The 19,219-nt window shown below is 58.9% G+C and carries 14 protein-coding genes; 9 read left to right on the forward strand and 5 right to left on the reverse strand.

What is annotated here, in order from left to right; translation table 11 throughout:
• Window positions 1–12: 12 nt before the first annotated feature.
• From VXL81_RS08135 to VXL81_RS08145, 3 genes are all read right to left on the reverse strand, one after another.
• A complete protein-coding gene (locus VXL81_RS08135; RefSeq protein WP_416553712.1) occupies window positions 13–1,476 on the reverse strand; it encodes a phosphatase PAP2 family protein in 1,464 nt (487 codons plus the stop codon).
• Window positions 1,477–1,609: 133 nt separating this feature from the next.
• Window positions 1,610–3,382 carry an adenylate/guanylate cyclase domain-containing protein gene (locus tag VXL81_RS08140; RefSeq protein ID WP_416534885.1) on the reverse strand — a complete coding sequence of 591 codons (1,773 nt, stop codon included), beginning with the start codon at window positions 3,380–3,382 and terminating at the stop codon, window positions 1,610–1,612.
• Between the two features lie 122 nt (window positions 3,383–3,504).
• Window positions 3,505–3,993, reverse strand: coding sequence for an Lrp/AsnC family transcriptional regulator (locus VXL81_RS08145; RefSeq protein WP_340545668.1), 489 nt, complete (start codon window positions 3,991–3,993; stop codon window positions 3,505–3,507).
• Between the two features lie 94 nt (window positions 3,994–4,087).
• On the opposite strand from VXL81_RS08145, the gene VXL81_RS08150 reads away from it, so the two are divergent.
• Both VXL81_RS08150 and VXL81_RS08155 read left to right on the forward strand, forming a co-directional pair.
• Window positions 4,088–5,293 (forward strand): methionine gamma-lyase, encoded by a 1,206-nt coding sequence (locus VXL81_RS08150; RefSeq protein ID WP_416538794.1) that lies wholly within the window; start codon window positions 4,088–4,090, stop codon window positions 5,291–5,293.
• Between the two features lie 104 nt (window positions 5,294–5,397).
• Complete coding sequence (locus VXL81_RS08155) at window positions 5,398–7,791, forward strand: 1-deoxy-D-xylulose-5-phosphate synthase N-terminal domain-containing protein (RefSeq protein WP_416553714.1); 2,394 nt, start codon at window positions 5,398–5,400, stop codon at window positions 7,789–7,791.
• Between the two features lie 253 nt (window positions 7,792–8,044).
• Here the strand turns inward: VXL81_RS08155 and VXL81_RS08160 are convergent, their stop codons facing one another.
• A complete protein-coding gene (locus VXL81_RS08160; protein WP_416553716.1) occupies window positions 8,045–9,028 on the reverse strand; it encodes a helix-turn-helix transcriptional regulator in 984 nt (327 codons plus the stop codon).
• Between the two features lie 48 nt (window positions 9,029–9,076).
• On the opposite strand from VXL81_RS08160, the gene VXL81_RS08165 reads away from it, so the two are divergent.
• A complete protein-coding gene (locus VXL81_RS08165) occupies window positions 9,077–9,571 on the forward strand; it encodes a DUF1579 domain-containing protein (protein WP_416553718.1) in 495 nt (164 codons plus the stop codon).
• Between the two features lie 239 nt (window positions 9,572–9,810).
• Here the strand turns inward: VXL81_RS08165 and VXL81_RS08170 are convergent, their stop codons facing one another.
• Window positions 9,811–13,062 carry a chemotaxis protein CheB gene (locus VXL81_RS08170; protein ID WP_416553720.1) on the reverse strand — a complete coding sequence of 1,084 codons (3,252 nt, stop codon included), beginning with the start codon at window positions 13,060–13,062 and terminating at the stop codon, window positions 9,811–9,813.
• 261 nt (window positions 13,063–13,323) lie between these two features.
• Between VXL81_RS08170 and VXL81_RS08175 the strand changes: the two genes are divergently transcribed.
• The 6 genes from VXL81_RS08175 to VXL81_RS08200 all read left to right on the forward strand — a co-directional run bounded on the left by VXL81_RS08175 (window position 13,324) and on the right by VXL81_RS08200 (window position 19,213).
• On the forward strand, window positions 13,324–14,001 hold the full coding sequence (locus VXL81_RS08175) for a hypothetical protein (RefSeq protein ID WP_416553722.1): 678 nt from the start codon (window positions 13,324–13,326) through the stop codon (window positions 13,999–14,001).
• 622 nt (window positions 14,002–14,623) lie between these two features.
• Window positions 14,624–15,760 carry an ABC transporter substrate-binding protein gene (locus tag VXL81_RS08180; RefSeq protein WP_416553724.1) on the forward strand — a complete coding sequence of 379 codons (1,137 nt, stop codon included), beginning with the start codon at window positions 14,624–14,626 and terminating at the stop codon, window positions 15,758–15,760.
• Window positions 15,761–15,860: 100 nt separating this feature from the next.
• Window positions 15,861–16,781, forward strand: a complete 921-nt coding sequence (locus tag VXL81_RS08185; protein WP_340545660.1) for a branched-chain amino acid ABC transporter permease — start codon at window positions 15,861–15,863, stop codon at window positions 16,779–16,781.
• On the forward strand, window positions 16,781–17,764 hold the full coding sequence (locus VXL81_RS08190) for a branched-chain amino acid ABC transporter permease (protein WP_416553726.1): 984 nt from the start codon (window positions 16,781–16,783) through the stop codon (window positions 17,762–17,764). Before VXL81_RS08185 ends, VXL81_RS08190 begins: the two co-directional genes overlap by 1 nt.
• A complete protein-coding gene (locus tag VXL81_RS08195) occupies window positions 17,757–18,527 on the forward strand; it encodes an ABC transporter ATP-binding protein (protein WP_416553728.1) in 771 nt (256 codons plus the stop codon). The genes VXL81_RS08190 and VXL81_RS08195 overlap by 8 nt, the downstream gene beginning before the upstream one ends.
• Window positions 18,524–19,213: an ABC transporter ATP-binding protein gene (locus tag VXL81_RS08200; RefSeq protein ID WP_340545657.1), complete on the forward strand. Its 690-nt coding sequence runs from the start codon at window positions 18,524–18,526 to the stop codon at window positions 19,211–19,213. The genes VXL81_RS08195 and VXL81_RS08200 overlap by 4 nt, the downstream gene beginning before the upstream one ends.
• Window positions 19,214–19,219 lie beyond the last annotated feature (6 nt).

Below are 19,219 nucleotides of genomic sequence, written 5' to 3' on the forward strand. Positions count from 1 at the left end.
AGGTCCCGGAGCTCAGGCGATTTCGCTCGAAATCCACGGTGTCGGCCATTCTGTCTTGGCCTTGTCAAGGATACGGTGCAGCGTCGGAACATTGAGATGTGCCCAGGGGACTGGCCCGGCGTTCGGACCAACCGGCGCGCGGTCCATCATGCAATACCAGATCCCCGCCGCGATATGGCGGCCCGCGGTTGAATCCGACGGGTAGTGCACGCCGATCCGCTCGCGGTTCACCGCGATCCGGTTGGCCATGGTCAGCAGCGGCGAGGCGATAACGTTGGTGCCAAGCAGATCGTCATAGGTCGGCTTGCGCAGCAGAGTGCCTGCCGGGATCTGGATATTGGTTCCCGTGCCATCGGACTCATAGCCCCTCACCACGCCAAATCGCTGTGCGATGCCCGGAATCTCCAGCAGTAGCAGCGACAGGAAATGGGCGAGAAAGGCGTGGCCGCTGGGAAAGGCAGGATGGGCAGGCGGACCAAATGGCACCGTTAGCCCCGGACGCAGAATTGAGGGGCGGACCCGCTTGTAATGGGCTTTGTAGCTCATATAGGCGACATTGCCGACCGCCAGTCCCAGATCAATAAGCTTCAGCGTGAAGGGGTGATCAAAGCTGTTGGCCCCCAAAAAATGGATCAGATAGGCCGGCAGGCCATCGGCCTGAATGTCGCATTCGACCATATATTGCTGACGGTCATCCTCCATATACATCTTGAGCACTTCCAGCTCGGCGACGATGATCTCAAAGGCCTCCTTGGCGGCGTCCTGAGATTGCGATGGGGTTCCGGTTTGGACATAGCGCCAGCGCAGATCGTTTTGTTCCAGCCAGCGGTCGCCGACATGGGCGGGATGCCAGTTCTGGTATTGCGATGCGAATTCCAGTGCTGCCATGGTGCCGGGTTCGGACCTGTCCGCCGCACGCAGCCATTCCCCAAGGTTCGGGTCAAATGGCAGCGCCCAGAACCGCAGAGCAGGATCCCAGTCCTCGGTGATCCATTCCAGCGCGATAGGGTATTGCGGTTGCGGCGGTGTGCCTTTGTCCTTTGGGATCTGATAGGGTGTGATGATCATCGACAGCGGGAAGGGATCGCCACCGTTGTTGTCCGGGCTGAAATCCAGCGTCCAGGGCAGAAGTCCCAGTTCTTTGGGCGTTGCGTAGTAGCTGCGCAGAATGCCGATGCCGGCGTCTGCGCCATTGCCCATAAGATAGCCGTTATCCTCAATCCCTAATCCCAGACCCGCGCCAAGCCCCAGACCGTTGCCGAGGCCCAGACCATTGCCGAGACCCAGGCCAAGTCCTTGACCTGCGCCCAAACCCAGACCGTTACCAAGCCCTAATCCCAGACCGTTACCCAGCCCCAGACCATTGCCCAAGCCGAGGCCGTTGCCAAGCCCAAGACCATTGCCCAAACCAAGACCGAGCCCAAGTCCCAGACCAAGCCCGTTCGACGACGCTTGCGAGTTGCCATGTCCAGCCATCAGTAATCCCCCTTAAACCGTTGAATACGTGTTAAAAACAAACTGTGTGACTGCGCGTGTCGGTGCTCTGCCGGTCTGCCTCTTGATGTCCTTCCTGCTTGTCGGGTTGCCCCGATCATTGTTGTTCCAAATCCTAATCAGGCAGCCCTGCGCGTGTCAGACCATCGGTCAGACGACCCAGGGCTTCCTTTGATTTCAGCGGATACCAGGTCGCAAATTTCGATACCGAAAATCCCGGATCCAGTTCGATTATTTCTCGGCCCACCTTGCGGGCGCTCTCGGTCTGCCCGCTGAGCGCAAAGGCGGCGGCGAGCAGCCGGAGGCTGGCCATGAACCGCGGTTTGTTGCGGCGGGCGTTCTTCAGGAACCGGATCGCTTCAGGCATGTTGCCATCGACAAATTCAGCAAGGCCCGCAGCAGTCAGGAAGAAGAAGCTCAACGGATCATAGGGTGCCAGTCGCCAGACATTGAGCAACCGTTCACGGGCCTCGGCGCCGTCGCCAAGATAGGCATATGTCGTCGCACTCAGCCCCCAGGCCAGCGGCAGGTTCATGTTATGGGCCAGCGCATCCTCGAAGAGTTCCAGCGCATCCTCGGGGCTGTTCTCATGCAGGCTGAGCACATGGGCGCGGATCGACAGGGTCAGCGCGTCATCGGGGTCCAGCTCGACCGCGCGGCGGGAATGGTTGATCATGGTCAGAATATCGTCGCGCGGGTTGTGGGAATACCCTTCTGCCAGAAAGAAATTCATGCACCAGGCCAGATAGGCGTGAGCCTGGGGGTAATTAGGGTCGAGAGACACGGCACGCTTCAACAGAGCGATGGCCTCTTCATAGCTGTAGTCATCCAGCTGATAGAGCCGCGCCAGCGCCCGCAGGACACATTTATAGGCGTCCAGGCTCTCTGTGCTGCGTGCGCTGATATGCTCCGCCTCGGTCGACAGCACCTTGGGTTCCAGCATGGCCAGAATGCTGGAGGCGATTTCATCCTGAAAGGCAAAAAGATCCTGCAGGTCACCGCGATAGGTCTGGGCCCAGATCGCCCGGTTGCGCAGAACATCCATCAATTCGACAAAGATGCGGAGCTGGTCGCCATGCTGGTCGACGGAGCCGGTCAGCAGATAGGCAACGCCCAGATTGCGGCCGATCTTGGCAGGGTTTTCCTTGCTACTGCGGAATTGCAGCGTCGAGGTGCGCGCCATGACGAACATGGTGCGGCTGCGGGAGACGCCGGAGATGATCTCCTCGGTGATGCCATCGCCGAAATACTGTTCCTCGGCCTGCGCACCGCGATCCTGAAACGGCAGGACCGCCAGCGTCGGACGGTTTTTCCAGTCAGCATGAGGATGTAGCAGAACACTGTCGCCGCTGCTGCTGAGGACCTGATAGACGTGGACGGGCCGGTCAATATTCTTCAACAGCGGCGCGCCGAGGTCGTGAAACCTGAGCGACAGCTTCCCGCGGACGATATCGCGGACCATTTTGGTGACCACCACGGTGCCCGGATTGGCGAGCTGATGAATGCGCGAGGCGATGACAACACCGTCGGACTGCACTGTCCCTTCATCGTCGATCACATCGTCGATATTGACACCGATACGGATTTCCATCGGGTTCTCTTCGGCGACCTGCTGGCGCAACCGATCCTGAACAGCCATCGCCCAGAGCACGGCATCCGTGGCGCTGGTGAATTCGACCAGCAGCGCATCCCCGGCATCCGACCGACGCACGCCGCCATAGCGTTTCAGCTCATCCAGCAGCACGGTGTCGCGCAGCTCGCACCAGCGACGGACAGTCTCAGTTGTGCTGATCTCCATATGCCGTGTGTAGTCTGCCACATCGGCAAAGGCGAAAGCTGTCAGTCGCGTCGAGATCTTTGGAAACGTTGTTGGGATGGGCCTTTGCATGGATGATGTCCTGCCGCCAGTAGGGGGGCAGTATATCGAACGGTCGCGATTTTTAAAGAATGTAGACCGGCGGTTTGCGCATCTTTGCCAGCTATCTGCGAAATGGGCACCCTGCCGGATGATCAGCTTTGAGAGCTATCAACCTCAGGGTAGACGGCGGTCTTTTTCACCACTCCGTAGACGAAACTGGTGTCAATCGAACTGATGCCGCCGATGGGATGCAGGCGCGCGCGTACGAAGCGTTCGTAATCTTCCAGATCGGCCACCACCACACGCAGCAGATAATCGGCAAGGCCAGTCATCACGAAACATTCCAGAACCTCAGGCGTGCCACGGATCTGGCGTTCAAAGTTGGCCACCACGCTTTCGGTATGGTTCTCCAGGCTGACCCGCACAAAGACCGTGACCGGCAGGCCATAGACCTTGGCATCAACGTCGATGCTATAGCCTTGAATGACATTGCTGCTTTCAAGAATGCGCAGCCGGCGCAGGCAGGGAGAGGGCGAGAGGTTGACCTCCGCCGCGAGATCGAGATTCGTCATCCGCCCATTGCGTTGCAAGGCCCGTATGATGCGTCTGTCCGTCGCGTCCAATTTTGGCTTCTCTGGCATATTATGCCAATCCTTATGCTGTCTGAAGGTAAATTAGCAACTAATCGCCCAGCTGACCATCCTAAGATGCTGGAAACACATTAGGGTGATTTTCATGAAAAAGACCGACTCCAGCTTTTCGACACGTGCAATCCACCATGGCTATGACTCGCAGTCGCAGCAGGGGGCGTTGAACCCGCCGCTCTATCTGACCTCGACCTTTACCTTCGACTCCGCCGAGGCGGGCGGCGAGATGTTCACCGGTGAGCGCGAGGGGCATTTCTACAGCCGCATTTCCAACCCGACACTGGACCATCTGGAGCAGCGCATCGCCAATCTTGAGGGCGGCGAAGCCGGGCTTGCGACCGCTTCCGGCATGGGCGCAATCACCTCGACCCTATGGTCGTTTCTAGCGGCCGGGGATGAAATCATCCTAGACAAGACACTATATGGCTGCACGTTTTCCTTCATGACCCACGGGCTGCCACGATTTGGCGTCAATGTGCGTCTGGTCGATATGACAGATCCCTCAAATCTGGCAGAGGCGATCAGCCCGAAAACCAAACTGGTCTATTTCGAAACCCCGGCAAATCCCAACAATCGCCTGATCGACATCGCGGCGATTTCCGAGATCGCGCATAAAGCTGGTGCAAAGGTGGTTGTCGACAACACCTTTGCCACGCCAGTGATCACACGCCCGATCGAACTGGGCGCCGATATTGTGGTGCATTCGGCAACGAAATTCATCAGCGGCCATGGCGATGTGATCGCCGGTCTGGTTGTCGGCTCAAAGGAGGACGTCACCCAGATCCGCCTTGTCGGGCTGAAGGATATGACCGGTGCGGTGATGTCACCCTTTAGTGCGATGCTGTTGATGCGCGGTTTGAAGACGCTTGAACTGCGGATGGAGCGTCACTGCAAATCCGCCCGCAAGGTGGCTGAGGCGCTGCAATCCCACCCGGCGGTGGAGCGGGTCTATTACCCGGGCCTTGACGGCTTTGCACAGAATGAACTGGCCGCGCGGCAGATGTCGGGCTTTGGCGGGATGATCCCCTTTGAGGTTGTTGGTGGCAAGGCTGGCGGTATCGCCATGATGAACCGGCTGGAGCTGGTCCAGCGCGCGGTGTCGCTGGGCGACGCCGAAACGCTGATCCAGCACCCGGCCAGCATGACCCATTCGACCTATACACCCGAAGAGCGTGCAGAACATGGCATCGCCGAGGGGCTGCTGCGGATGTCAGTTGGGCTTGAAGGTGTCGATGATATCATCGACGATCTGATGCAGGCGCTGTCCTCGCATAACGCTTACGCCGCCGCCTGAGTATGGCGGCCCCTGGTGGGGTGTTTCATTCCGCCAGATTTGACAGGTCCCCTCCGCATTCGTGCGGGAGGGAGAGTATCTTCACCTAATCAATGAGTTGACCCATGACCTCTTCAGTGGCCGCGCCGATACCTTACTCCGAAACGCTCAAGACGATCGAGCAGCGGCTATTGTGGCTGTCCCACTGGATGATCCACAACGCCAACCACCTGCGCCCCAAGGCGGACGGCATCAAGGTTGGTGGTCATCAGGCCAGCTCGGCTTCGATGGTGTCGATCATGACCGCGCTCTACTTCAGCGCGCTGCGGCCAGAGGACCGGGTGGCGGTGAAACCCCATGCCTCGCCGATCTTTCATGCGATCCAGTATCTGATGGGCAACCAGACCCGCGAGAAGATGGAAAACTTCCGCGGCTTTGGTGGCGTGCAGAGCTATCCGAGCCGCACGAAGGATATTGATGACGTGGATTTCTCAACCGGCTCCGTGGGGCTTGGGGTGGCGATCACTTCCTTTGCGTCGATGGTCCAGGATTATGTTACCGCGAAATCCTGGGGATCCGATGCGCCAAAGGGGCGGATGGTCGCGCTTGTCGGCGATGCCGAACTGGACGAGGGCAATGTTTACGAATGCCTTCAGGAGGGATGGAAGAACGACCTGCGCAACACCTGGTGGATCATCGACTATAATCGCCAGTCGCTGGATGGGATCGTGCGCGAAGGGCTGTTTCAGCGGATCGAGAAGATCTTCGACGCCTTCGGCTGGGATGTGGTGAAGGTGAAATACGGCGCCTTGCAGCGCGCCGCCTTTGAGGAGCCGGGCGGTGACAAGCTGCGCCAGTGGATTGATGACTGTCCCAATCAGACCTATTCGGCGCTGACCTTCATGGGTGGTGCTGTCTGGCGTCAGCATCTGCTGGATGATCTGGGCGATCAGGGCGACGTCAGCGCACTGATCGAGCGCCGCTCCGATGCAGAGCTGGCAGCCTTGATGGAGAACCTCGGCGGCAACTGCGTTGCGACCATGGCCGAGACATTTGCCGCCATCCACCATGACCGCCCGGTCTGTTTCCTCGCCTATACGGTCAAGGGCTGGGGCACACCCATTGCCGGCCACAAGGACAATCACGGCGGGCTGATGAACAAGACCCAGATGGCCGAATGGCAGCGCTATATGGGGGTTGCCGAGGGGCAGGAGTGGGAGCCCTTTGCGACCGTGCAGAACCCCGCTGCATTGCAGAGTTTTCTGGATCAGGTGCCGTTTTTTGCAAAAGGGGCGCGGCGTTATCACGATGCCCGCCTGCCGGTGCCGACAGTTGAAGTGAAAACCGACCGCGAGATGTCGACCCAGATGGGCTTTGGCAAGATCCTCGATGATCTCTCCAAAGGTGACAGCGACCTTGCCGCGCGCATTGTGACCATGTCGCCGGATGTGACGGGGACCACGAACCTTGGCCCCTGGGTGAACCGGCGCAAGCTCTTTGCACGTAAGGCGCAGGCGGATGCCTTTATCGAACACAAGATCCCCTCAACCGCGAAGTGGGAGTTCACGCCAGAAGGCCAGCATATCGAGCTGGGCATCGCCGAAATGAACCTGTTCCTGCTGCTGGGGGCTGCCGGCCTGTCGCAATCGCTGTTTGGCAAGCGGCTGATCCCTATCGGCACGGTCTATGATCCCTTTGTGGCGCGTGGCCTCGATGCGCTGAACTACGCCTGTTATCAGGATGCCCGCTTCATGATCGTGGGCACGCCTTCCGGCGTGACCCTGGCGCCGGAAGGCGGTGCGCATCAATCCATCGGCTCACCTCTCATCGGGATGAGCCAGGACGGGCTGGCCGCCTTTGAGCCGGCTTTTGTGGATGAGCTGGCGGTGATCATGGAATGGGCCTTTGATTATCTTCAGCGCGACGGCGAGGGCGATCCGGATGAACGCACCTGGCTCCGGGATGAGACCGGCGGTTCCGTCTATCTGCGCCTGACCACCAACCCGATTGAACAGCCGGGCAAGCGGGTTGATGACGCCTTCCGTCAGGGCGCGATTGATGGCGCCTATTGGCTGAAGCAGCCGGGGCCGAACTGCGATGTGGTGATTGCCTATCAGGGGGCGGTTGCGCCGGAGGCGATCAAGGCCGCTGCCGCCATCGGCGAGGGACGCCGCGATGTCGGCGTTCTGGCGGTGACCTCGGCCGACCGGCTGAACGCAGGCTGGACTGCTGCGCAGCGGGCCCGGGCGCGCGGTGTGCCGCAGGCACAAAGCCATATCGAGGCATTGCTGGCGGAGCTGCCGCGTCACTGTAAACTGATCACGGTGATCGACGGCCACCCGGCGACGCTGAGCTGGCTGGGCAGTGTGCAGGGCCATCAGAGCATTCCGCTGGGGGTCGAGCATTTCGGTCAGACCGGCACCATCGCCGATCTCTATCGCCACTTCGGCATTGATGCGCAGGCGATCACCGAAGCGGCCGATGGGCTGACCGCAGGCAGACGGCTGAAGGTCGTATAGCAACCTCGACCCAATGCAGCGCCAGCCCTGACCGATTGGCAAAGGTAGGAAAGCGGCAGGCATCCGTGCGCCCCCGCGCATCCCGTCGCGCAGGCCCCGCCACCGCCCGCAGGGATTGAGAGGCCAATATAATAACGGCTCCCGAAGTGATCTTCGGGAGCCGTATGTGCTGAAGGTCGGCAGGCGGGCCAAGCGGGAGTTCGTTGCCGTCGCATAGGGTGCCCCTATCTGCACTACGTGGGCCTCGGCGAAATCACGATACGTATAGATCGATAACTTTGCGGGCCTCAGCGATCACCTCTTCGCGAAATGCGGCTGGCCCATGGACCTCGGCCTCAGCGCCCAGAGATAGAACGTCACGGATGGCCTTTACGCCAACCTCCATTTGTACGTTTACGCAGAACCATCCTTTTCGTTTTGGGATCAGAGCAGGGGACTGCGTTGCAAAACCCATTTCGTTCAACATGCGCAGGCCTGTTGAACTGACATGAAGTGCAACGGATTGAGACTTCAGCCGGTGCTCGAAATCTGCGATCCAGCTGTTCCAAAAGGCGCTGACATCAAAAGTCGTCGGGCGTGAGAACGTGTCGTCAAGAACCTTGATGCTCCGGATATTTGCAATCTTGTAGACACGTGGGGTTTCGACGAGCGCAACGAGATACCAGTTACCGGCTTTCAGGACAATCGCCAGGGGCGATACAACGCGGTCCACGACGCCTTTCCAGCTCTCGTATTCTATCGACAGTCGCCGTTCATTCCACACCGCAGAGGCAACCTCAGACACAAATGGAGCAGTGTCCTTCTTTCGATACCAACCCTGCGGATCCAACAAAAACCGCTCGGAAACAACAATGGCCTGATCGCGCGCGGGACCAGAGAGCGAAGCCATGACTTTTAGCTCTGTTTGGCTCGCAGCTTTCAGCAAACCCAGATCATCCAATGCAGAACCAAGCCCAGCCAGCAGCAGGCTGCGTGCTTCATCCGCATCAAGGCCTGTCAAACGGGTCTGGTATCCATCCATCAACCGATACCCGCCGCCTCGTCCCCGCTCGGCGAAAACCGGGACACCTGCATAGCTCAGCTGATCGATGTCCCTGTGGATCGTGCGCAAGCTGACCTCAAACTCATCGGCCAATTGCTGTGCCGTCATCAGGCCGCGGGTTTGGAGAAGCAACAAAATTGACAGTAAACGAGAAGATTTCATCTGCTCTCTCAAAAACATGACACGAAGTGTCATGTTATGTCGTTCATAAGCACTCTTGTCACGAAAGATAAGGGAGACACCATGCACACCGATCGCGCCCCCACGGCGACAACCGCTGTTGAGAATGATTTTGACTTCATGTTCGGGTCTTGGACTGTAAAGCACAGACGCTTGAAGGAGCGGCTAACCGGCTGCGATGATTGGGAGGTTTTCGATGGCCTTTCGCAAACTCAGCCAATTCTTGCAGGCAATGGAAATATTGAAGACAACTTTGTCGGGTTTCCTGGGCAGCCTTATCGCGCGATTGCGTTGCGAAGCTTCGATCCTGGTTCAGGGGTGTGGGCAATCTGGTGGCTCGACGGTAGATCACCCCACATGCTTGATACACCGGTAAAAGGTACATTCACAGGAGATATCGGCGAATTTCGCGCGAATGACGTGTTGAATGGGCAGCCTATAATAGTCCGATTTCTTTGGAAAAAAGGGCCGGTGCCGCGATGGGAGCAGGCGTTTTCAACCGACGATGGAACCACATGGGAAACCAACTGGACGATGGACTTTACACCGGTTGCCTGATGAACGACAGGGTTCTGCCGGATAATGGGCTTTGGGACGGAGCGCAGAAACGGTCAAACGGGCCCACAACCGCCGCTGAGGAATACGCAGCATCCTTCACGAAAAGCCGGTGTTGATTTGGATAACACAAAGCCCGGACCGCAAGATGCGCTCCGGGCTTTTGATCTTTTCGTCGCAGATGGTGTGGCCACGACGCCAAGAGCCGGTGATTGGCTCTGCGGGCGTGTCATGAACTGCCGTCAGCTGGCGTCGGCATCGACCTCGCGAAAGATGCCGACCAGTTTGGTGACGTCCCCGTTGTCATCGCGGATCGCCATGCCTTTGCTTTCGACGCGAATCTCGACGCCGTCCTTGCGGATCAGGCGTTTGACAAAGCGGAAGCCTTCACCGCTTTCGATGGCTTCGGCGACATTGCGTTTGACGTCCTCGCGATCATCGGGATGGAAGAAGGCAATCGCGCTGTCGATATCCGGCACATAGTTCTCTGGCGTCACACCGTGGATCTCATAGACCTTCGGTGACCAATAAGGGGCCTGAGAACCGGAATCGATGGACCAGAAACCGATCCCGACCATCTCCTGTACCAGTTCGGCCTGTGCCAGCAGCGCCTCGGCGCGCTGGCGGGCCTCGACGGTTTCGGTGACATCGGTGCCGATGGTGAAAACCGTCGGCTCTCCGGTGATATGGTGCGGGAAGCGATGCCGGTCCATGTTGATCCAGCGCTCTTCGCCGCCATCGGCCAGTGTCACCTGACGCAATTCACTGTCAAAGCCTTCGGGCTCGTCCAGGACCGCGTCGTCCTGCTCGAACATCTCCTTGCCCGCGTCATTGTCTTTCATGAGTGAAAACACATTTTTCGACAATGCCTTGTCACGGCTGAGGCCCAGCAGCTCAGCATAGGCCTCACTGATGCGCAGGATTTCACCGCTGCGGGTCCGGTTCAGCAACAGCAGTTTCGAATTGTCGAGGATCATCTCCATCTCATGCGCCATGCCGGGGAATTCCGACACCACCATGGTGACGCCAAGGATCTGCCCGTTGACATCGAAGTAGGGCGAGCAGGTCAGCCGGATACGGGTGCCGCGCGAAGTGAATTCCTCGGTGACGGTCTGGCCAAGGCGCAGCGCCTCGCTACAGATCGGCGCCAGGATCGGGAATCCTTCCGGCAGGGCGCATTGGCTGATGTGCGGGCTGGAGATGGGCCGCCGGATGTTGAACATCCGGGTCGCCGCCAAAGTCGCCTGAGTGATCTGAAGCGCGCTGTCGGCCACAACAATCGCCAAGGGCGTGCTTTCGAGCACCGAAATCAGCTCGCCGGTGCGTCCGCTCAGCTCGGACGCCGTCACCTGCAATTCCTCGTTGACGGTGATCAGCTCCTCGTTGGTGGACTGGAGCTCCTCGTTGGAGGTTTCCAACTCTTCGTTGGTGGCCTGCAACTCTTCATTGGTGGATTGCAGTTCTTCGTTCAGCGATTGCAGCTCCTCATTCGAGGTTTCAAGCTCCTCGATGGTCTGCTGCAGTGCTTCGCGGGTGGTTGCAACCTCATTCTCCAGATTGCGGATCCGCTCAAATGTCGCGTCACCTTCCTCGCCGACGAACGGAGCCTGATCGATCTTGGACCGGTCTACGGTCACCGGGGTGAACACCACCAGCGCTGCACGTTCGCTGATCTCCTTGGCCACGATCGGGTAGACGTCGAGCCGGATTTCCTCATCGTCAGTCTCGGCAAGAAGGTGGCGGACACCGCCCTTATGGGAGCCGTTCTTCAACGCGATGGTAATCAGGCTGCGGGCTTCTTCGCGCAGCGGGCTGCGCAACAGATCAAGGTGCATCCGCAGCGAACTGGTCTCGTTCACCTCAATGAACTGGCTGACCGAGCCATAGACACGCGCGATGGAGAAATCTTCGGTCACCAGCAGGGAATTCTTGCCCAGCGACTGCGCCAGCGCCTCGAACAGCTGGCGATCGGTTGATGGCGCCTGCTGCGATGGCGGCTTGATGGTTGGACGCTGCACCATCATCGGGATCGACGGCATGTTATAGGGCTGCTGCGACTGATGGGCACGCAGGGAGCGTTTGCGATAGACATGACTGGCTGAGCGGTCCTGCACAAACAGCTCATCCGATCCGGCGACGCTTTCTGCGGTGCCGAGGAACAGCAGACCATGCGGTGACATCGCGTAGTGGAAGCGCGACATGACCTTTTGCTGAAGCGGATTGCCAAAATAGATCAGTAGGTTCCGACAGCAGATCAGGTCCACCTTCTGAAATGGCGGGTCCTGGCAGACGTTGTGGTCCGAAAACAAAACCGCATTGCGCAGATTATCGACCACCCGGACACCATCGGTCTGCCGGATAAGGTATTTGTCAGCCAGCTCCGAGGGGATATCGTTGAGTGCGGCGAGGCTATAGACTCCCTTGCGGGCCGTCTTCAGCGCGTCCTTGTCGATATCCGTGGCAAAGATCTGGACCCGTGACTTCAGCTGGTTGGTCGGATTGCCGAGCGCCTCTGACACGACCATGGCGATGGAATAGGCTTCCTCGCCGGTGGCGCAACCCGCAACCCAGATCCGCAGGGGGCCGGGGCCGCGATCCTTGATCAACTGCGGCAGCAGAGTCTTCAGAAGCTCGAATTCCTCGCGATCACGAAAGAACCGGGTGACGGAGATCAGGAGATCCTTGAACAGCGCATCCACCGCATGGGGGTTGTTGCGGCAGAACTGCGTGTATTCCTCCTGGGTTTCGATCCCCAGGGCGATCATCCGCCGCTCGATACGACGGCTGATTGTTGTCTGCTTGTAGTCGCGGAAATCGACACGGGTGCGCGCAAGAAGGATCTGCAACAGATCCGAAACCGGTGAATCCCTCAGACTGTTTTCGTGGCGAAACGAGGAAAAGTCACGCGGTGAGGAAAGGATCTTCTGTAGATTGGTGCCAATATCCTGCGGCCGCAGCACCAGATCAACGCAGCCGGTCTGCACCGCTGCTACCGGCATGCCGTCGTATTTCGCGCTTTCGGCGTCCTGTGCAATGGTGATGCCGCCAGCCTCGCGGATGGCCTGCACACCATAGGCCCCATCGCTGCCGGTGCCGGACAGGATGATCGCCATAGAGTTGTCGCCGTTCTGCTCCGCCAGGCTGACCAGAAAGCGGTCGACCGACGGGCGCGGGGTGCCGGGTTCGGCATTCGGATCCTGCAAGAGATGCAGACGGCCTTCGGAGAAGATGACATCGCTTTTGGGCGGCGTGATATACACGACATTCGCTTCCGGCACGGTGCCGTTTTCGATGGTGCCAACTTTCAGCTGGGTCTGCCGCGCGACCAGCTCGGTCATCAGGCTTTTGTGGTGGGGTGACATGTGTTGCACAACAACATAGGCGGCAGGCGCATCCACCGGGAGAGTCGCGACGAGCTCTCGGATGGCTTCCAGTCCACCAGCGGACGACCCGATTCCGATGATTGTCAGGTCATTCTTCGTTTGCGTTGTCATATGCGTGCCTATCGTCTACCATATGTAAACCTCTTATCCTCTAGATCGATGTCAGGTCCATGGCAAATCCTGATCGGAGCTGGGTTTCACAGAACGAGCGCCTGCCGTAACGGAAGATCAAGCAAACATGGGAATATAATGCAATTAGGGGTTGTATAAAGCTTGACGCGGAATGTTACTCCAAACTACGCTGCTTAAACGGTTTGTAAACTACTCCTAACTACATATTAAAGACATCTCCAGTTATACAGGTTGGGTGTAATGAACGTTGTTGCCATGACTGACAATATGGATGCTGGAGAGGATCAGCGCAGGTTCATCGTGAACCTTATGGCTCAGAAGGGGCAGCTGCCCTTTGTCCGCTCTTGCGAGGTGGTCAGCCCGACATTCCGCAATCGCACATCCTTCGTCAAATCACTGGCGCTGGAGGAGGTGTTTTGCGACTCCATCGCCGAGGGGTTGAGCGACTGCGTTAAGATGCTGTCGGGCGAGACACAGGTTATTTCGCTGCCCTCGCTGATACTTGAAGTTCCGGGGCTCGTCCTTGCCGGGGCGCATATCCTGACAACGGTCGACGATGACGGCAGCCAGTCCATTATTATCAGGTTCCGGATCAGCCTTGGCGGTATTGGCTATGCGTTCCGCCCCGACGTGGGCTTTGGTGCCGGGCTTGAAGATCTGACGCGTGAGGTGAGCGCACAGGTGCTCACCGATCTTGCGCTGCCATTGCTGAATGTCCTTTCGGCGACCGAGGCGGGTCTGGTCGATGCCGAAACCGCAATCGGCTCGCTCAGTCGGCAGCTTGCGGATCGTGTCCATGAGATTCGCTTCCAGATCGAACTGGTGAAGCGCTATACAGACGGGTTGGAACGGCAGCGCAACAGCTGCACCGCCCCAGAACCCGCGCCAAAGCAACTGCGTCAGCTCAGCTCCGGCTGACACTTGCACCGCAAGGGGCGTTAATCCCGCAATGTCGCTGCAAATGATGGCTCCACATCTTCTGATACCTGGCGTCAATCGTCATGGTGGCTGCTCTGCTTGCGGATCTAGGTGCAATGGATTCCACCGCTGAATATAATGCCTTACCAAACGGGCGGAGACGCAAGGCCGGTTGAGTGAATTGCCTGACAGGGTTGTATTCAGCCGTTCTTATCGGGCGGTTCAACAGCCTGTTTTCATGGCAATGCGGGGGCGGGGCGCCTGCACTGACCACAGGCCTTCTCGCCAAGGGCGGAGCGAATGCCTCGCTTGCATAGTCGTGCCACGTCAGGAGGCGCGTCAGCTCCGGTAAGTTTTAAGGTTAGATATTTTAATCTTGAAATAAATATCCACTTCGGCCTAGGCTTGCCAAAGCGGCCGGTGCAACGGCCGGTGGACGGAGCGCAGCCCGATGGGTGTGCGGGGATCTGGACGGCAGCCATATGCTGACCGCTGTCATCGTGGCAATGCCATACATCCCCGCAAAATGCTGGCGCCGCGCGGTCCAATCGGAAAGAGTAAGCAGCGAAGAGTCACCACAGAAGTGACCTTCATTGCTCAGATAGATCAGGGAGATGGACCAATGACGACACTTAAGACCATGGCGCTTGCCGCAGCGGTTTCGACGCTGGCCTTGGCCGCCGGCGCCGAGACAAAGATTGGCATGATCACAACGCTATCCGGCGGTGGTGCAGGACTGGGTGTCGACGTGCGCGACGGCTTCATGCTGGCAATGGAACAGGCCGGCCGCGACGACATCGAGGTGGTTATCGAGGATGATCAGCGCAAACCAGAAAGCGCCGTACAGATCGCCGACCGCATGATCCAGTCCGAAAAGGTTGACATCATGACCGGGATCATCTGGTCCAACCTCGCAATGGCAGTGGTGCCCGCGGCGACGGCTCAGGGCGTGTTCTACCTGTCGCCCAATGCAGGCCCCTCCGCATTGGCGGGCAAGCGCTGCCATGAGAATTATTTCAACGTCGCCTGGCAGAATGACAACCTGCACGAGGCAGCAGGTGCCTATGCCAATGACGCGGGCCTGAAAAACAGCTACATCCTCGCCCCGAATTACCCCGCAGGTCAGGACGCGCTGACCGGCTACAAGCGCATGTATAAAGGCGAATTGGCGGGCGAGACCTACACCAAGCTTGGCCAGACCGACTATGCCGCAGAGATTGCCCAGATCCGCGCATCCGGTGCCGACAGCGTCTATTTCTTCCTGCCCGGTGGCATGGGGATTTCATTCCTCAAGCAATACGCCGACAGCGGTGTCGATCTGCCCGTTGTAGGTCCGGCCTTCAGCTTTGATCAGGGGATCCTGCAGGCAGTCGGCGGCGCCGCGCTTGGGATCAAGAACACCTCGCAGTGGAACAAGGATCTCGACAACCCGGCCAACACGGCCTTTGTTGCGGCCTTTCAGCAGAAATACGAGCGTCTGCCGTCGCTCTATGCAAGCCAGGGCTATGACACTGCCAACCTCATCCTGAGCGCGCTGGACAAGGCAAGTGTCGATGACAAAGACGCCTTCCGCGCCGCGCTGAAGGCGGCAGAGTTCGACTCCGTCCGGGGAGATTTCAAATTCGGCGACAACCATCACCCGATCCAGAACATTTATGTTCGTGAAGTCATTCAGGAAGGCGATGTCTACACCAACAAGATCATCGCAACAGGTCTGAAAAATCACGCCGACGCCTATGCGGCAGACTGCAAGATGTAAAACCATCTGAGTGATGCGGGCCAGTGGATGACACCGGCCCGCATATCACAAACCCAGTTGTTGCGGAGGCGCGCTGCCTCTGCCTTGGTGGAACTGTCACATGTCCCTCATTCTAATATTGGAGCAGATCCTGAACGGATTGCAGTTCGGGGTGATGCTCTTCCTCATGGCGGCTGGCCTGACGCTGGTCTTCGGCGTCATGGGGCTGATCAATCTGGCGCATGGTGCGCTTTATATGGTTGGCGCCTTTGCCGCTGCCATTGTCGCGGGCTGGACCGGTTCCTTTGTGCTTGCGCTGGTGGCCAGTCTCGCTGCCGCCGCAGCCGCCGGCGCGCTGGTCGAACTTCTGGTGATCCGCAAGCTTTATGATCGGGATCATCTGGATCAGGTGCTGGCGACCTTTGCGCTGATCCTCATATTTTCCGAAGGCACACGCTGGGTCTTTGGCTCCTTTCCACTGTTCCTCGATGTGCCGAGCTACCTGTCGGGGCCCGTCACCCTGCCGGGCGGTATTCAATATCCACTCTACCGGCTGACGATCATCCTGATCGGGCTGGTGGTGGCGGCTGGTCTGTTCTGGCTGATCGCGCGCACGCGCATCGGCATTCAGATCCGTGCAGGTGAGAATGATCGCGAGATGATCGCCGCACTTGGTGTAGATATTTCAAAGCTCTACACGCTGGTCTTCGCGCTTGGGGCAGCGCTTGCGGGCCTCGCCGGCGCATTGGTCGGGGCCATCCAGTCGGTTCAGGTCGGCATGGGAGAGCCCGTGCTGATCCTGGCCTTTGTGGTGATTGTCATTGGCGGCATCGGCTCGATCAAGGGGGCGCTGGTCGGCGCGCTTCTCGTCGGGCTGACGGATACACTTGGCGGGGTTTTCCTGCCGCAGTTCTTTGGCCTGTTCATGGAACCTGCAAGCGCGACATCCATCGGAGCATCGCTTGCGTCGATGCTGATCTACATCCTGATGGCTGCAATCCTGTTGGTGCGCCCATCCGGTCTATATGGGGGACAGCATTGATGGCGCACGAAAAACTGTTGAACGCGGCGGTGATCCTGCTGCTGTTGGGAATTCCGCTCTGGGCGCATTTCGTCGGCGACCCCTTTGTGATCACGCTCGCCACCAAGGTGGCAATCCTGGCGCTGGCAGGCGTCGGGTTGAACATCGCACTTGGCATCGGCGGGCTGGTCAGCCTGGGCCACGCGGCGTTCTTTGGAATTGGCGGCTATGCGATGGGGATCCTTGCCGCCCATGCGCAGAACTACGAGCCGCTGGCACACTGGCCGATGCTGATAGAAGGCACCAACCAGATGCCGGTCATTTGGCTGGTCGCGGTTCTTGTCAGTGCCTTTGCTGCATTGGTCATTGGTGCGCTTAGCCTGCGCACATCGGGTGTCTATTTCATTATGATCACCTTGGCCTTTGGTCAGATGCTGTATTACTTCGCCATCAGCTGGACCGCCTATGGTGGCGAGGATGGTCTGTCGATCTGGGTGCGCAATGAATTCCCTGGCCTCAACACATTGGTTCCATTGCAGTTCTTTCTGGTCTGCTATGTGATCTTATGTGCTGCGCTGTGGTTTGCGTCGCGTCTGGCGCGGGCGCCTTTTGGTCTGGCGCTGGCAGCTGCGCGGCAATGCGAGGCGCGGGTGGAGACGGTCGGGATTACGCCCTACAAACTGCGGCTGACGGCTTTTGTCATCTCTGGCGCGATCACCGGTCTGGCGGGGGCGCTATTTGCGGATCTGAACCGCTTTGTCAGCCCGACCATGCTCAGCTGGCACACCAGCGGCGAGATCATGATCTTTGTCATCATCGGCGGGGTTGGCCGCCTGTTTGGGCCGGTCATCGGCGCGGCGCTGTTCATCCTGCTTGAACACTTCCTCGGCGGGATCAGCGATTATTGGCAGATCTACCTTGGCGGTCTGTTGCTCATCATCGTGCTATATGCCCGCGGCGGCGTGATCGGCGCAATCAGCGGACGGGAGGTCGCCCATGACTGAGGTGCAGAGGTCAGAGCAGGTTCTGAAGGTCAGCAATCTCAGCAAATACTTCGGCGCATTGCAGGCGAGCAAGAACATATCGCTTGATCTTCGGGCGGGGGAAATTCATGCGCTGATCGGTCCAAATGGAGCAGGGAAATCCACACTTATCAAACAGATATCCGGTGAACTTCGACCGGATAGCGGATCAATCTCCCTGCTAGGCCAGCCGGTTGACGAACTGGATCGCGTGGCGCGGGCGCGGATGGGGCTGGGCCGGACCTTTCAGATTTCGGCCCTCGCGATGGAGTTCACGGTGCTGCAAAACGCGGTGCTTGGCGCATTGGGCGCGCGGGGCGGCGTGTTCCGGTTCCTGGGCAATGTCATGAAAGACAAGGCGCTGGTGGCACAGGCAGAGCACGCATTGGACCGTGTCGGACTGAGCAATGAGGCAGCGCGGCGCACGGCAGATCTCTCTCATGGGCAGCGCCGCCAGCTGGAGGTGGCCGTTGCGCTCACCATGGCGCCTAAGCTGTTTTTGATGGATGAACCCATGGCCGGGCTTGGGGCTGGCGGATCACAGGCGCTTACCGGGTTTCTCGACCAGCTGCGACAGGAGGCGCCAATCCTGTTGGTGGAACACGATATGGATGCGGTTTTTGCGCTTGCTGATCGGATCAGCGTTCTGGTCTACGGCGAGGTGATCGCAACCGGCACCACCGATGAGATCCGCAACCACCCCGAAGTCCGCCGCGCATATCTGGGTGAGGAGGAGGCGGTATGACGCTGTTATCGCTTAAGAACGTCACGGCCTCTTATGGTCCGTCTCAGGCCTTGTTTGGGGTCGATCTGGAGATCGGCGAAGGTGAGGTTGTCGCGCTGATGGGGCGCAATGGGATGGGCAAATCAACCACGATCAAGACCATCTGTGGAATGTTGCCCGCAAGCGACGGGACGCTGTCCTTCGCCGGACAGAACCTGCGCAAACTGCCATCGCACAAAATTGCAAGGCTCGGCGTCGGTCTGGTGCCGGAGGGGCGGCGATGCTTTGCACCGCTGACAGTGGAGGAGAACCTCACCGCCGCGGCGCGTCCGGGCCCATGGGATTTTTCCATGGTTGCGGATCTTTTCCCCCGTTTGGCGGAGCGTCGCGATCAGACGGCTTCCTCCCTGTCGGGCGGAGAGCAGCAGATGCTGGCCATCGGACGCGCGCTGATGATCAACCCAAGACTATTGATACTGGATGAGGCAACCGAAGGTCTGGCCCCGGTGGTCCGTCAGGAGATCTGGGCTGCCATTGCCCGACTGAAACGCGATAGCGGCCTTGCAATCCTGGTGGTGGACAAGACCCTGCGCGAACTGGCGGCCGTGGCGGATCGCGCGGTGATCCTGAACAAGGGGGTGACCGTCTGGACCGGCGGCATGGCCGCGCTGACGCCCGACTTGAAAGACCGCTATCTGGGCGTCTAGGCGCTG

Source organism: Phaeobacter sp. JH204B (assembly GCF_048055755.1).
GTDB lineage: Bacteria > Pseudomonadota > Alphaproteobacteria > Rhodobacterales > Rhodobacteraceae > Phaeobacter > Phaeobacter bryozoorum.

Coding starts and splice junctions, on each gene's coding strand:
- VXL81_RS08140 (WP_416534885.1), bottom strand. CDS start 3,382: ATGCAAAGGCCCATCCCAACAACGTTTCCAAAGATCTCGACGCGACTG.
- VXL81_RS08165 (WP_416553718.1), top strand. CDS start 9,077: ATGCACACCGATCGCGCCCCCACGGCGACAACCGCTGTTGAGAATGAT.
- VXL81_RS08170 (WP_416553720.1), bottom strand. CDS start 13,062: ATGACAACGCAAACGAAGAATGACCTGACAATCATCGGAATCGGGTCG.
- VXL81_RS08180 (WP_416553724.1), top strand. CDS start 14,624: ATGACGACACTTAAGACCATGGCGCTTGCCGCAGCGGTTTCGACGCTG.
- VXL81_RS08160 (WP_416553716.1), bottom strand. CDS start 9,028: ATGACACTTCGTGTCATGTTTTTGAGAGAGCAGATGAAATCTTCTCGT.
- VXL81_RS08175 (WP_416553722.1), top strand. CDS start 13,324: ATGAACGTTGTTGCCATGACTGACAATATGGATGCTGGAGAGGATCAG.
- VXL81_RS08135 (WP_416553712.1), bottom strand. CDS start 1,476: ATGGCTGGACATGGCAACTCGCAAGCGTCGTCGAACGGGCTTGGTCTG.
- VXL81_RS08145 (WP_340545668.1), bottom strand. CDS start 3,993: ATGCCAGAGAAGCCAAAATTGGACGCGACGGACAGACGCATCATACGG.
- VXL81_RS08200 (WP_340545657.1), top strand. CDS start 18,524: ATGACGCTGTTATCGCTTAAGAACGTCACGGCCTCTTATGGTCCGTCT.
- VXL81_RS08155 (WP_416553714.1), top strand. CDS start 5,398: ATGACCTCTTCAGTGGCCGCGCCGATACCTTACTCCGAAACGCTCAAG.
- VXL81_RS08195 (WP_416553728.1), top strand. CDS start 17,757: ATGACTGAGGTGCAGAGGTCAGAGCAGGTTCTGAAGGTCAGCAATCTC.
- VXL81_RS08150 (WP_416538794.1), top strand. CDS start 4,088: ATGAAAAAGACCGACTCCAGCTTTTCGACACGTGCAATCCACCATGGC.
- VXL81_RS08190 (WP_416553726.1), top strand. CDS start 16,781: ATGGCGCACGAAAAACTGTTGAACGCGGCGGTGATCCTGCTGCTGTTG.
- VXL81_RS08185 (WP_340545660.1), top strand. CDS start 15,861: ATGTCCCTCATTCTAATATTGGAGCAGATCCTGAACGGATTGCAGTTC.